Source organism: Lactobacillus juensis (assembly GCF_036246285.1).
Taxonomy (GTDB): Bacteria; Bacillota; Bacilli; order Lactobacillales; family Lactobacillaceae; genus Lactobacillus; species Lactobacillus juensis.
This window is the reverse complement of the sequence record NZ_BTTS01000001.1, coordinates 53,654-67,840: the sequence shown is the minus strand read 5'-3', so window position 1 is coordinate 67,840 and position 14,187 is coordinate 53,654. Positions and strand designations below refer to the sequence as shown.

Sequence of the window (14,187 nt, the reverse complement as noted above, 5' to 3'; positions counted from 1 at the left end):
TAGCTAATCTTCCTTTAATTCTAATTTTTTACCGTTAACCCACAGTTTTTCAACATTGTAAAAATCACGTGCATCTTCAGTAAAAACATTTACAACAACATCGCCTAAATCGAGCAAAAGCCAATTTGATTCACTCGTGCCTTCAACGCGATAATCATAATAATTAACCTTGTGAGCTTCATCAATGATAGCATTAGCTATCGCATGTAATTGTCTGTTTGAACCAGCACTGGTCACAACATAATAATCAGCTAAAATACTGTGACCTTGCATATCGTAAGCTGCAGTATCTTCTCCATGACGATCACTAATTGCCTTTAGAGTAAAAGCCAAAATTTCTTTACTAGTCAATTTTTCTCCTTATTCTTTAATACCCCAAACATTATAAGCGTCTAAAGTACGTGGATAAATTTTATTTCTTTTCTCAATTAAAAATCCAAGAGTATGTGCTAATTGATAGCCGACTCCCTCATCAAGATTAGCATAAGTTATTTTACGCGCTTCTTCAACTCCTGGAAACGACCTGCCGGGTTCAATGTAATCAGCCATAAATACAATTTTATCTAAAGTCGTCATTTCAACGTCTGCTGTTGTATGCCTGCGTACTGCCGTTAAAATTTCTGAATCAGTAATTTTCAGATCTCTCTGGATAAAATATGTACCCACAATACCATGCCAAATGCTGCGATTCCAATTTAACAGATCTTGATCAAAACCCTTGGTTTTAATAACTTCACGATATTCCTCAACTGAAACTTGTTTTGCATAATCATGTATAAATCCGGCTAATGCGGCTTTATCTATATCATATTGGTTTAGCTCGGCTAATTTTTGAGCAGTTTTGCTAACCCCAATACAATGCTTGAAACGATCTTCAGTCATATTACTTTTTTCCTTAGCCACAATTTCAGCACTAGATAAAGTTGAATAAGTCTTTTTGAAAAATAAATCATTCATGATATAAGCCTTTTTTCTGAATATAATTTCTCACTGTATCAGGTACTAAATATCTGATTGAGCCCCCAATTGCAATAGTTTGTCTCACAAGGCTGGAACTAATTGCAATGGCAGGAACATCAACCCAAATCATTGGCAATTTGGCTTTTTGGGGGTATCCGGCTCTTTGAACTCCAACAAGAGTTGCCAGTTGGGCCAATTTAGTAGGCTCTTTCCATTCTCCTAAATTATTAACTTGATCGCTGCCCATAATCAAGTAATAATGATTTTCGGGTTGAGATTCACGCAAATATCTTAAGGTATCAACTGTATATGAAACTCCTCCACGATATAATTCAAATAATTTTACTTGAAACCGAGGGTTATCTTGGGTACCCAACTCAAGCATATTTGCACGATCTTGGGCAGAAACTACTGGCTGATCCTTTAAAGGAGGAACATTGGTCGGAATAAACCAAACTTCATCAAGATGGAGTTTAGTCAATACTTGTTCCGCTACTATTAAATGACCTAAATGAATTGGATTAAATGTTCCACCAAAAATACCGATTTGACGGCCTTTTTTAGGCTCTATTTTTTCCTCGGCTACTTCAACAGTTGGCGTTTTTTGATAATTCTTAGCAATAGCAATCATTATATCCTCTAAATTAATGCACGTCTAATACCTAAACCAATTTTATCTGGTGTATATATTCTAACCAAACAATTTGCGGGAATGGTAACAAAACCTATCCCACCAAAGAGCAAATCACTTTTTTCTTTAGTATGATATTCCTGTCCTTTTAAAGGCGGCAACTCAGCATTTTGTGATGGCGGATTAAGTAATTCGCCAAGGTGTTTTGCATAGAAACTATCAGCATTTTCCGTTTTAGTCCTGTGAATATATAATCCCCGTGCTGCATAAACAGTAAAACTTGCTTTTTCCCCTTTTAAAAAGTCTACTCTGCCTAATCCAGCTAAAAATAAAGTGTTACCTGGATTAAGCTGAAAAGTTACGGGTTTAAGCTGCTTTTGTGGTGAAATCAGGTTCAATTCCTGAGCGCTCAAACGCGTGGCCAGTTGATTTTCCGTTATTATACCCGGTGTGTCAACTAAGAAATGACCATTTGCCAGAGGTATTTCAATTTTATCAAGTGTTGTTCCCGGAAAGCGGGAAGTGGTAATCAAGTTCTGAATTTCACCCATCTGGTCAATAATTGCATTAAGAAGAGTGGATTTACCTACATTAGTTGTTCCTACAAAATAAACATCTTGATCATGTGAGTTTTGATCTAAATACGCTATCAGTTCTGGCAAATTAGTCTTGCGTTTTGCACTTACCAGAAATATTTTTTTAGGATGTAAACCAATACGATTGGCTTCTTGTCGCATCCAATCCTTTATTTTGCTTTGACGCGAATTTTGCGGGAAAAGATCAAATTTATTGCCAACAAGAATAAAATCATTCTTTCCAATAAAACGTTTAATTGCAGAAAGCAAGGAGTTAGTGAAATCAAATAGATCTACGACATTGACAATTAAGGCTTTCTTCTCTGACAAGGAGTTTAATAATTTTAAAAAATCATCATTGTCAGCCTTGACTGGCATGATTTCATTATAATGGCGTAAACGAAAACAACGTTGACAATAGATATCGTTGCCGTCAGCTCCACTCTCTTGCGCCTGTTTTAAACGAGAGGCAGGCAAATAACCTGCTTCTTCTGCATTATCAGCTTGAAGAACTGCTCCGCAACCAATACAAATAATTTGGTCATCCATTTTTTAATGTCTCCTTAAATGTAACCGGGTGTGAAAGGTTTAAAAAGAAAAAAATAATTTTCTCAAAAAAACGATTAATACGCGTATTCCACTTATCAGTTTGAATAAGCGGTTTTACTAGTACGGATTCTACACCAGCCAAATTTCCTGCCTGTATATCTGTAATTAACTGATCACCAACCATCATAACCTGGTCTTTTTTTAACCCCATGCTCTTTCTCTTTTTAGTTATGGCAAAGGGCAACGGCTTTTTCGATTTGGCTACAAAGTCAATGTGATAAGGATTTAAAACTTTGCCCACTCTTTCCGCATTGTTATTAGAAATCACGACTAATTTAATATTAGCTTGAGCTAGTTTTTTATTGAGATTATTCATTTTTGCAGCAGTTTCAAATTCATTCCAAGCTAAAAGAGTATTGTCTAGATCTGAAAATACAGCTTTGATACCTATTTGCTTTAGCACTTTAATATCTAAATGATAAATCGTGTCAATTGTATAGTGTGGTCTGAATAACATTCAATTTCCTTCTTATCTATCATTGCACTAGTTTAATATACCAAATTATCTACTGCAAGTGCTAAATTTCGACATAAAAAAACGGCGCCATAAGCGCCATTTTTGGTTAATTTAAAGCCTTTTTAGCAGTTTCTGCTAATTTTGCAAAGGTCTTTGAATCGTTATAAGCAATATCAGCTAACATCTTACGGTTAATATCAACACCAGCTAATTTCAAGCCGTGCATTAACTTAGAATATGAAATATCATTTTGTCTTGCTGCAGCATTGATTCTGGCAATCCATAACTTTCTGAAGTCGCTCTTGCGTCTTCTTCTGTCACGAAATGCATATCTGTAAGATACAAATAACTGTGTACTTGCAGCCTTAAATTGCATATGCTTTGCGCCACGGTACCCCTTGGCAAGCTTCATAATCTTTTTACGACGTTTACGTGTAACTGTTCCACCCTTAACTCTTGGCATCTAAAATTCCTCCTAAATATCGTTTTATGTATTGATTAACGCATTTGAGAGAGCATCTGTTTGATGCGCTTCAAGTCGCTGCGTGAAACCATTGCAGCCTTTCTCAAATGACGACGTTGTTTCTTAGTCTTGCCGTGGAAACGGTGGCCGGTAAAAGCGTGATGACGCTTTAATTGACCAGAAGCAGTTCTCTTAAAACGCTTAGCAGAAGCGCGGTGGGTTTTCATTTTTGGCATTTTTCTAATTCCTCCAAATTAACTAATTATTTTTGTCACTCTTCGGAGCGAGCATTAAGAACATCGAACGGCCTTCCATCTTGGGTTTGCTAATTACAGTAGCAATATCTGATGTGGCTTCAGCCATTTTTTCCAACACTTCACGACCTAGTTCCTTATGAGTGATTGCTCGACCTCTGAATCTGATCGAAACGCGGACCTTAGCACCTTCCTTAGTGATAAACTTACGCGCATGTTTTAACTTAGTGTTAAAATCGTTACCCTCAATCGTTGGACTTAGGCGAATTTCTTTTACACTAACCGTCTTAGACTTTTTCCGAGATTCTTTAACTTTCTTTTGTTGCTGAAAACGGTATTTACCATAGTCCATGATACGAGCAACAGGTGGCTTGGCATTAGGCGAAATTAGAACTAAATCTAAATTTGCAACACTTGCTTGGCGTAAAGCCTCAGTTTTAGTAACAACACCAACTTGTTCACCATCTTCATTAATTAAACGAACTTCGCGAGCGCGAATTTGATCGTTCAATATCAAATTCCTTGGAATAATTCTTCACCTCCGTGTTAATCTGAGGACAAGAAAAAGACGGGTAAACTTTACCCGCCCTTAATCAACAGAAAATATCGATCAGCCTAGAGGTTAACTTAACTTAGGCGAGAAGCGGGAAACTTCTTCTTGTTCTCAACTTTCGTAATTATACTCGTCTTTTGCAAATGTGTCAATAAGATGAGTTTTTAATACTTTGATTTATGCTAAATGTTTATTAAGCCTATTACCAATAGCTGATAAAGTAAAACAAACAATAAAGTACAAAAGTGTTAAGGCCGCAAACATTGGTACAATATAGTTTGCATTTTGACCATAAATAACCTGTGCGTGTTGCATTAATTCAGGAACGACAATAATAGTTGCTAATGACGTATCCTTGATCAAAGATACAAACTGACCAATGATGGTAGGAATCATGTGCCGATATGCCTGTGGTAAAACTACGTGCCAAAGTGCCTGCACAAAGGTCATTCCTGTAGATCTCGCTCCCTCAATTTGACCTACAGCAACCGACTGAATACCAGAGCGCACAATCTCGGCAATCATGCTTGATTCAAAGATTGTCATTGCAATAATCGCCGACAAAATTGCTCCTGGTCTCAAACCAATATTTGGTAAACCAAAATAGGTAAAGAAGATAATCAATAATAAAGGTAAGTTTCTCACAATGTCAATAATGAAACCAACAATTGCTGAAATAAATTTAATTCTTGCATAGCGAATTATTCCCAGTATCGATCCTAAAACAAAACTTAGCACAATGGCAAAAACTGAAATGAATAATGTGACTGCTAACCCCTTTAATAGAAAACCAAAGTTTAACCATGATAGGGCATTAATCCATGTTTGCATTTTAGTCGCCTCCCTACGCCATTTTCTTTTCTAGATATTGCATATAATAACTTAACGGCATAGTAATTATTAAATATAGCACACCGATTACAAAATAACTGTTAAAAGTATCAAAAGTCACAGAAGCAATTGCATTAGCCTGGTACATTAAATCAAAACCAGCCACAAAAGCCAAAATTGACGAATCTTTGATTAAATTGACAAATTGGTTGCCTAATGGGGGAATAACAATCTTGAAAGCCTGAGGAAGAACTACATAGCGCATAGCTTGCTTATAAGTCATTCCTGTAGATCTGGCACCTTCCATCTGACCTTGGGAAACAGACTGAATGCCAGAGCGAATTATTTCTGCAATAAATGCTGAAGTATACAAGAACAAGCCGATTGTACCTGCAGTAAAGCCGTCTATTTTGACAAAATATTTCGGAACTATTAAGTAAAAGAACATTACTATAATCAATAGTGGGATATTACGAAAAATCTCAACGTAAATTCTACCGATTTTATTTGCCGCTTTATTAGGAATAACCTCTAAAAGAGCTAATAAAACTCCAAAAATTAGGCTAAATACTAATGTTAACAAGCTTGATAAAATAGTCCAGCCAAATCCAGCGAATAGTTGACTACTAAAATTATTGAAGATACGAATCATTTAATATACATCTCCTTATAGTTAAAACCAGGAACTTGACCGAACCACTTTTTAATTAAGCGATTGTATTCTCCACTTTTTTGAATTTTATCTATCGCCCTATTAATAGCTCTGTGAAAAGGTTCTTGATTTTTATTGACCGCAATACCATAAGGTTCTTTAGTATAAGTTCCTCCAGTTACTTCAAGGCTGTCTGGACTTTGTGCCGCTAAACCATATAAAATACCATTATCACTAGTCAAAGCATCGCCTTGATGCGATTTCAAAGCTGATACAGCTTGACCATAATCTTGCATAGCGACAACTTTTGCTCTGGGGGCAACTTTCTTTACTGCCTCAACAGAGTTATCGCCAACAATACCGATTACAGTTTTGCCATTGAGATCACTGGGCTTTTTGATTTTCGACCCTTTAGGGACAAGAAAGGATTTACCAGCCTGAAAATATGGTTTAGAAAAACTAATTACTTGAGCTCTTTCAGGAGTAATTGTCAAAGTAGCGATTACAGCGTCAACGTTGCCATTTTTTAATAAAGGTATTCTCGACTGTGAAGTGGCAAGAGTAAAACGAGCCTGCCCTTTTGGACCTAAAATTTCTCTGGTAACAGCTTTGGCCATATCAATATCGAAACCCTTTTCTTGATCATCTCTAATATCGATTAGACTAAAAAGTTTTTTGTCACCTTCAACGGCCCAAGTAATGGTATTGGACGAGCGCACATTTTTCAAAGCTGACTGGTCAGTGACACTGTTGCCACAACCAGATAAAAGGAACATTCCCAAAAATAGCGAGATTGAGCAAATTAATTTTTTCATGATATTGCCCCCTCTTAATGCGCTATTATCTTGCTTAAAAATTGTTGCGCCCGCTCTGTTTTCGGTTGTTTAAAGAAGGAAGAACTGTCATCATCCTCAACAATTTGACCCTGATCCATAAAGATGACACGGTTAGCTACTTCCTTAGCAAAACCCATTTCGTGGGTTACGATCAAGGAGGTCATATCGCTAGAAGAAGTAATCTTTTTAATTACTTGTAAAACTTCATCAATCATCTCTGGATCAAGTGCTGAAGTTGGTTCATCAAAAAGCAGTAACTTGGGATGCATCGCTAAAGAGCGCGCAATCGCCACACGCTGCTTTTGACCACCAGATATTTGGGCTGGCATATTTTGGGCTTTATCAGCCACTCCAACCATATCAAGTAAATGCATTGCCTGCTTTTTATTTTCAGCTTCAGGCATATGACTGACAATTCGTGGTGCCAGCATCACATTTTCCAAAACATTTTTGTTTTTATAAAGATTAAAGTGTTGGAAAACCATACCGACATCCTGGCGCAACCTATTTGAGTCAGTCTTGGGATTGGACAAATCCTGATTATTAACTATCAGCTTTCCACCCTGAATTGACTCTAAGCGGTTTATTGTTCTAATAAGCGTACTCTTACCGGAACCGGAAGGTCCGATTAAAACAACAGTTTCGCCTTTATCGATTTGTAAATTAATACTATGCAACGCGTGAAATTTGCCATAAAATTTCTGCACGTCATGAAATTCTACCATTGACATAATTAATGCTCCTTTTTAGCAGTCTTAATTCAACTATTTAAACCAAGCTTTTTTTAGCAATTGATTAATTAATCAAAAGTGCATCCCGTCAACACTACATTTTGTTACTCGACGTGCAAATTTTAGCGGTTTTTATATTTAAGGTCTAAGTCATCAAATTATTCCTGCAATCTATTAAATTAAACTTATCTTTACTATTTTTTACTTGATTATTCTTCACGTGAATATGATTTAACATCCTGCTTAATTTCACTGATAAATTCGTCAAAACTCTTGGCTACCTCTTCTTCAGTACCGTAGCGACGAACGTTTACACCATTGTTCTTTAATTCCTTGTCACCTAAAACAAGAGTATATGGTACTTTTTGTGTTTGTGACTCACGAATCTTGTAACCTAATTTTTCATTACGTAAATCTGCTTCAGCCCTAAAGCCACGTTTATTTAGTTCGTCGCGAACTTTTTTGGCGTAATCTGAATGGGCATCCAAATTTACTGGAATTATTTCTACTTGAACTGGAGCCAGCCAAGTTGGAAAAGCACCTTTGTAAATCTCAATCAGGTAAGCTATGAAACGTTCCATAGTACCAACAATTCCTCTATGAATCATAACTGGTCGGTGCTCTTCACCATCTTGACCAACATAGGTTAAGTTAAATCTTTCAGGCAGCATGAAGTCTAGTTGAATTGTGGACATTGTTTCATCTGCACCTAAAGCAGTTTTAGTTTGAATATCTAGTTTTGGACCGTAAAATGCAGCTTCACCTTCAGCTTCAACATAGTCAAGTCCCATATCGTCCATAGCCTTTTTCAGCATTGACTGACTTCTTTCCCACATCTCGTCGTTAGCAAAATACTTTTTAGTATTCTTTGGATCACGGTAAGAAAGTCTGAAGTAGTAATCAGTGATGTCAAAGTCTTTGTAAACGTCTAAAATTAGAGTCAAGATTTTTGAGAACTCACTTTGAACTTGATCTAAAGTCACAAATGTATGACCGTCATTTAAAGTCATTTCTCGTACACGTTGCAGTCCTGACAGAGCACCAGATTTTTCATATCTGTGCATCATACCTAGTTCTGCAATCCTAATTGGGAGCTCGCGGTATGAACGAATGTGATGTTTGTAAATTTGAATGTGGGAAGGACAATTCATTGGTCGCAGTTCAAGCATCTCACCGTCACCCATATCCATTGGTGGAAACATATCATCACGATAGTGTGCCCAGTGGCCTGAGGTCTTATAAGCATCCACGTTCATTAAAACTGGAGTATAAACGTGTTGGTAGCCATCAGCGACTTCTTTGTCGATGATGTAGCGTTCTACTACCCGGCGAATTGTGGCACCTTTGGGCATCCAGTATGGTAAACCGGCACCAACTTTTGGATCAACAAAGAATAAATCAAGATCACGACCAATTGTTCTATGATCACGTTCTTTAATTTCTTCACGTCTTTTAATGTCCGCATCCAAATCTGCCTTCTTGAAAAATGCTGTACCTGAAATTCTTTGAAGCATAGGATTTGAAGATTGCCCTTTCCAGTAAGCACCGGCAACTGAAAATAATTTAAATTGCTTAATTTTTCCTGTGTTAGGCAGTAATGCATCAAAGCCAAAGTCGATAAAGTCGCCTAGTTTGTATACTTGAACTTGGTCACCTTTTTCAGCTTTAAGCATTTCACTCTTATAAGGATCCTCATTGAATACAGCAGCCAATTCATCTTTAGACATTAAGTTAGATTCAATCTTTTCTCCTGCTTTAATTGCTTTTTTGATCGCTTTTTCCAAGTCAGGTAATTCATTGATTTTTATTTGATTTTCTTTATCAGTGTCAACGTAAAAGCCTTCGTCGTCAGCTCCATGTTCACCAAAATGAATCTCAGGATAGGCCTTCTTGGCCACAGCTTCAAGAACGAATGCAACGGTATCACGCAAAATTGCTAAGCCCTCTTTATCCCTGTCGGTAATAATTGCAACTTCCGCATTTTTGTTCACCTTATAGTCTAAAGCAACAATTTGACCATTTACTTTTGCACCAAGAGCTGCTTTACCTAAAGATGTACCAATGCTATGTGCTAAATCAGATATTGAAACAGCATCTGTAAAATCTTTTTTTGAGCCGTCAGGCAAAGTAATCGAAAAACTCATTATTTCCTCCAAAATTTTTATAACAAAAAAATCCCAGTGCAATTAAGCACTGGGACGTTAATTAACGTGGTTCCACCCAAAATTTAGTTCAAGAAAATGAACTATCTCGTTATAGATTGTTAACGGAATCTAACCCATTATCAAAATTTAGGTATGAATGAGTGGATTGCAAGCGCTAATGAAAGCTTTCAGAATAATGCTTTTCTCTCTGAGTTGCGTTGCAACATGTTCATTCATTGGACTTAATTATAACCCAATAATTTTTTAATGCAAGTATATTTTCATTAAAAAATCAAATTATTTTGCATCTTTTATAACTTAGTGACGTCGATTAGGTCCAGATATTACTATTTCCGTTGCTAAAGAACGTATTCTTTCCATTATTCTAGCAGCCTTCACTGGTTCAATTGAACTTTTGGTTTCCTTGAAATGGTCCTCCAAATCAGCCATAGCAAAATTGGATGAGAAAAAGGTTGGCAAAATATTGTCCATTCGAGCCTGTAAAATTACTGCCAAGACCTCGTCTCGTGACCATTGACTTAAATTTTCCGCACCGATATCATCCAATATTAACAAGTCAGAATTAGCAATTTTTTGTACTTCAGTTTGTAAACTATTGTCATTAAAATGACTGGACAAACTAGCAATGAAGGTTGGAACGTGCAGAAAAACGACATATTTTTCCATTGCAGCTACCTGATTTGCCAGTCCTGCTAAAATATACGTTTTACCAATACCAAAATTACCTGATAAATAAAGACCCTTTTGGTGAATATCTTGTGAATACCGATACAAAAAGCGCTGAATAGCAGTCATTACTTCTGTTCTTTCTGGTGTCATTTCAATTTTACTTAAACGAACATCATGCAAACCCTCGGGTAAGTTAATTAAACGCAAGTGCTTTTTAATATTAATTTCCTGGTCATGAATCAGTTTATTGTCTTCAGGAACAAATTTAAGACTAATGGCATTTTTATTCATTATCAAATCCGGATAATATCCTTTGGTCACCGGATCTTTTTTATGTTGGCTCAGATAAAATTCAAAAAGACTCGGAAGGCTTTTATCAATTATACTGTCATTAAGTTGTGCTCGGTGCTGACTGATAAATTGTTGCACTTTGGGCTCAGCCAAAACTTTTTGCTTAATTTTAGCGGTACTCTCGTCTTCTGCTTTAGCAGTTTGTCCTTTAACCATAAATTTTTTAATGGGTTGCATTTTATTTCACCTACTTCATGCCATTTTTATCTTCAAAATTCTTGAAAAATTCTTTTAGCTCCGCACTTGAGACATCAGATTTTACTTTTGGCTTTTGCTTGTTCCAATCAGTGCCCTTTTCAACCGTTTTTCTGGGAGCAAAGCGGTTATACCTCTTGCTTCGCCTTTGTTCTTGTGCTTTTTTCCTCTTGTCCATGTAATCCAAGGCCTGAGCACCCGTTTTAACACCATGTTGCAGCCAATCATGCAAAATTTTGTTTGCTAAACGAAAAGAAATGTTGGGGCCACTTTTTAAACAAGCATATGTCAGAACATTAAGTAATTCCGCTGATATTCCCTTATCATTATATAGGCTGTCTAACACTTGATATTCACTCGCATCGACATAATCATTTTTCTCAGCTTTTAAATGATATAAAAACTGTGCTGGAGTATCAGTCTGTGCTTTTTGCAATAATTTTTGCTCTTCCTGATTTAATTGGCTATTATTATCAAATTTCTCAGGTATTTTAGCCTTGCTTTGCAAATGTCTGCGAGTAGCACTACCATGAATGCTGTTAGCAATAGTTTGCTTAATTTCTTTCATATTTAAATGATAGTCACCATGCAAACAAGGAATTGCCTCGTCAACAAATTCCTGCTCTGTCAGCCCATATATGCGCATTACTGCGCGAATAGCTTCTTTGTTCTGATCAATTTCACTGCCAGCTATTTGATAAATTTCGAATTGCTGTTTCATAAAATCCCAGTCAATATTATCTTGATTATTAACAGCAGCATAATTGCTTGCAGAATAATTATTCTCTCGAGCAGCTTTTTTAACCTCAATTGAAGGATCTATTGCTTCTTGATCGGATAAATGGAAAACATCCATAAATGAAGCAGAAATATTAGGTGCCTCTTTGATGCCACTTAATTCACTCTTATTTTGTTTAGCTTCTCTGGCAAACTCGTGACTCAATTTGTTAAAGGCAGTTACTCCAACTTTTTCTTTTAATAAACTAGCTAAAAGTGCAGTTGTAAAAAATTCACTGCTTGCTGGAACTCTCTTAATTTTGAAACACAAAACCTGACCCATAATTTGGTTATCGAGCAGTCTCGTTTGAATCAATCCAACGGCTTCAAGCTTGTGCAGTGCACCAAACAACTTTTTTATATCACAATCTGTTTGTTCTTGCAGTGTATAAATTCCCTTAGCATCAGAAAGCATTGCCTGTGCACTATAATCTTCATTTAGACTTAAGTAGACAGCTAAAGCAAGGGAGCCAATAAGAGGTTGATACAATTTAATTAATATGTGCAAATCTTTAGGAAAAATATCCACTCTGTTGGTAATGAAAAACGGCTGTTTGGGATCATTTGTCTCAAACATAATTAATTACCCTTTTCCCTTTTTGCAATCATATCTTCCATTGTTTTCATAAAGCTGGACATATCTTTAAATTCCCGATAAATGGAAGCAAAACGAATATAGGCCACATCGTCAATTTTTGCCAGCTCATCCATTACCAGTTGACCAATCTTTTTCGAAGAAATCTCGCTAACCCCCTGTTGTCTGACTTTGTTTTCTACATGGTCGACTAGTTCTTCAAATTGTGTACTTGATATCGGCCGCTTTTGACCAGCCGCCATTACGCCATGCAAAATTTTTTTACGATTAAAAGGTTCACGAGTACCATCATTCTTAATCACTAATAAAGGAGTAGTTTCAACTCTTTCAAACGTGGTAAACCGAAAGCCACAGTTTTCGCATTCACGGCGACGTCTAATTGCACGATTTTCATCACTGGGACGTGAATCAATGACTTTTGATGCATTTTTATGACAATTAGGACATTCCATATAAGTCCTCCCCTTTTATTTCAAGAAGCAACTGTTCTAATTTGGATTTCAGATCTTGCTTTGTACCAGTATTATTAATCACAAAATCAGCCAATTTTTCTTTCTGGGACAAGGGCATCTGACTACGAATTCGCTTCAAAGCAGCACCTTTACTTAAATTATCCCTTAACATTAACCGCTTCATTTGCAGAGATTCTGGTATTGCAATCAATAAGGTAAAATCGCAATATTTTTGACCCTTTGATTCAAATAAAACTGGTGCATCGACAACAACCAAAGAATTTTTGTTCCGGTTGTTTAGCGCAATTTTAGCCTGTATTTCTTGAAAAATCAACGGATGGGTAATTTCATTTAAAGCTTCAAGCTGCTTTTCATCATCAAAAACAATCTGTCCTAACGCTGAACGATTGATAGATTGGTCTGACTTAAGTATTCTTTTTCCAAACTGTTTTAATACTAGTTCATAACCCTTCTCGCCTTTATTTAAGATATCGTGAGCTATTTGATCGCAGTCTATAACCGGTATTTGTTTTTCTCTAAAAAAAACATCAGCAGTGCTTTTACCACTGGCTATCCCGCCGGTTAAGCCTAAAATCTTTGTCATTTGTAAATCACCTGACACTTAGGACAAAATGTTGTACCTCGTCCGTTTACTTTAATTTTTTCAAGAGGCGTACCACAACGCATGCAAGGTTCACCCTTGTGACCATATACCTGCAACATTTTTTGAAAACCACCTGTCTTGCCATTTGCATCTAGATAGGTATGAACTGTAGTACCCCTTTCTGCTATGGCTAATTCTATCAGCGAATTAATGTTATCATGCAGTTCTGCAACTTTTGTATCTGGGATACTATTGGCCATACTTAGTGGGTGAATTTTTGTTTCCCACAAAACCTCATCCACGTAAATGTTACCCAGACCGGCCACTACTGATTGATCAAGCAATGTATTTTTAATATTTTTCTTTTTACGGGCTAAGCCTTTTTGTAAATAAGAAACGGTAAAAGCTGCCGAGTTGGGTTCAGCACCTAATTTGCCAATACCAGTTTTTTCTTTTTCTGTTCCGGTTTTTATCAGCTGCATCCGGCCAAACTTACGCACGTCATTATAACGTAAGGCCGAGTTATCGCTAAAAATGATCTGCACGTGATCATGCTTGTCTTTTTTAGTATTTATTTTGACTAAGCGATACTTACCTTCCATGCGTAAATGTGACACTATTGTTAAATTGTCACTGAGACGAATTAGCAGATATTTAGCGTACCGATCTATATTTTCTATCTTTTTTCCAGTTAATTGTCTTGCAAATTCTTTAGCATCTCCGGTAATAATTTTTGGGTACCATACAGTTACTTCTTTGATTGTTTTTCCTTTGATAAGAGGAAGAAGTGTTCGCCTGACAGTTTCAACTTCCGGCATTTCGGGCAT

The 14,187-nt window shown here is 36.6% G+C and carries 18 protein-coding genes and 1 other annotated feature; all 18 genes read right to left on the bottom strand.

Going from position 1 to position 14,187, the window contains the following annotated elements; genetic code table 11:
• Positions 1-3: 3 nt before the first annotated feature.
• Positions 4-351, bottom strand: a complete 348-nt coding sequence (gene rsfS, locus AAA926_RS00365) for a ribosome silencing factor (protein WP_045928307.1) — start codon at positions 349-351, stop codon at positions 4-6.
• Between the two features lie 9 nt (positions 352-360).
• On the bottom strand, positions 361-957 hold the full coding sequence (yqeK, locus tag AAA926_RS00360) for a bis(5'-nucleosyl)-tetraphosphatase (symmetrical) YqeK (protein WP_338211664.1): 597 nt from the start codon (positions 955-957) through the stop codon (positions 361-363).
• Positions 950-1,591, bottom strand: a complete 642-nt coding sequence (locus AAA926_RS00355) for a nicotinate-nucleotide adenylyltransferase (protein ID WP_198178860.1) — start codon at positions 1,589-1,591, stop codon at positions 950-952. The genes yqeK and AAA926_RS00355 overlap by 8 nt, the downstream gene beginning before the upstream one ends.
• Before the next feature lie 8 nt (positions 1,592-1,599).
• On the bottom strand, positions 1,600-2,715 hold the full coding sequence (gene yqeH / locus AAA926_RS00350; RefSeq protein WP_338211662.1) for a ribosome biogenesis GTPase YqeH: 1,116 nt from the start codon (positions 2,713-2,715) through the stop codon (positions 1,600-1,602).
• Positions 2,708-3,232 (bottom strand): YqeG family HAD IIIA-type phosphatase, encoded by a 525-nt coding sequence (locus AAA926_RS00345; protein ID WP_338211661.1) that lies wholly within the window; start codon positions 3,230-3,232, stop codon positions 2,708-2,710. The genes yqeH and AAA926_RS00345 overlap by 8 nt, the downstream gene beginning before the upstream one ends.
• A gap of 106 nt (positions 3,233-3,338) precedes the next feature.
• Positions 3,339-3,695, bottom strand: coding sequence for a 50S ribosomal protein L20 (rplT, locus tag AAA926_RS00340; RefSeq protein ID WP_034980161.1), 357 nt, complete (start codon positions 3,693-3,695; stop codon positions 3,339-3,341).
• A gap of 35 nt (positions 3,696-3,730) precedes the next feature.
• On the bottom strand, positions 3,731-3,931 hold the full coding sequence (gene rpmI, locus AAA926_RS00335; RefSeq protein WP_034980158.1) for a 50S ribosomal protein L35: 201 nt from the start codon (positions 3,929-3,931) through the stop codon (positions 3,731-3,733).
• Positions 3,932-3,953: 22 nt separating this feature from the next.
• Positions 3,954-4,466, bottom strand: a complete 513-nt coding sequence (gene infC / locus AAA926_RS00330; protein ID WP_034980154.1) for a translation initiation factor IF-3 — start codon at positions 4,464-4,466, stop codon at positions 3,954-3,956.
• Positions 4,467-4,503: 37 nt separating this feature from the next.
• Positions 4,504-4,615: a sequence feature (ribosomal protein L20 leader region), on the bottom strand.
• A gap of 64 nt (positions 4,616-4,679) precedes the next feature.
• Entirely contained in the window at positions 4,680-5,333 is a 654-nt protein-coding gene (locus AAA926_RS00325) for an amino acid ABC transporter permease (RefSeq protein WP_338211659.1), read from the bottom strand.
• 13 nt (positions 5,334-5,346) lie between these two features.
• A complete protein-coding gene (locus AAA926_RS00320; protein ID WP_338211658.1) occupies positions 5,347-5,985 on the bottom strand; it encodes an amino acid ABC transporter permease in 639 nt (212 codons plus the stop codon).
• A complete protein-coding gene (locus AAA926_RS00315; protein ID WP_198178849.1) occupies positions 5,982-6,800 on the bottom strand; it encodes a transporter substrate-binding domain-containing protein in 819 nt (272 codons plus the stop codon). Before AAA926_RS00315 ends, AAA926_RS00320 begins: the two co-directional genes overlap by 4 nt.
• A gap of 14 nt (positions 6,801-6,814) precedes the next feature.
• Positions 6,815-7,552: an amino acid ABC transporter ATP-binding protein gene (locus AAA926_RS00310; RefSeq protein WP_045928316.1), complete on the bottom strand. Its 738-nt coding sequence runs from the start codon at positions 7,550-7,552 to the stop codon at positions 6,815-6,817.
• 209 nt (positions 7,553-7,761) lie between these two features.
• The gene (thrS, locus tag AAA926_RS00305) at positions 7,762-9,696 is read right to left on the bottom strand and encodes a threonine--tRNA ligase (protein ID WP_338211657.1); all 1,935 of its coding nucleotides are present in this window, start codon (positions 9,694-9,696) and stop codon (positions 7,762-7,764) included.
• Between the two features lie 318 nt (positions 9,697-10,014).
• Positions 10,015-10,914 carry a primosomal protein DnaI gene (dnaI, locus tag AAA926_RS00300; protein ID WP_265892448.1) on the bottom strand — a complete coding sequence of 300 codons (900 nt, stop codon included), beginning with the start codon at positions 10,912-10,914 and terminating at the stop codon, positions 10,015-10,017.
• Positions 10,915-10,924: 10 nt separating this feature from the next.
• On the bottom strand, positions 10,925-12,286 hold the full coding sequence (locus AAA926_RS00295; protein WP_338206360.1) for a DnaD domain protein: 1,362 nt from the start codon (positions 12,284-12,286) through the stop codon (positions 10,925-10,927).
• A gap of 2 nt (positions 12,287-12,288) precedes the next feature.
• Complete coding sequence (nrdR, locus tag AAA926_RS00290) at positions 12,289-12,756, bottom strand: transcriptional regulator NrdR (protein ID WP_034980131.1); 468 nt, start codon at positions 12,754-12,756, stop codon at positions 12,289-12,291.
• Positions 12,743-13,360, bottom strand: coding sequence for a dephospho-CoA kinase (coaE, locus tag AAA926_RS00285; RefSeq protein WP_265892446.1), 618 nt, complete (start codon positions 13,358-13,360; stop codon positions 12,743-12,745). The genes nrdR and coaE overlap by 14 nt, the downstream gene beginning before the upstream one ends.
• Positions 13,357-14,187, bottom strand: coding sequence for a DNA-formamidopyrimidine glycosylase (gene mutM, locus AAA926_RS00280; RefSeq protein ID WP_265892445.1), 831 nt, complete (start codon positions 14,185-14,187; stop codon positions 13,357-13,359). Before mutM ends, coaE begins: the two co-directional genes overlap by 4 nt.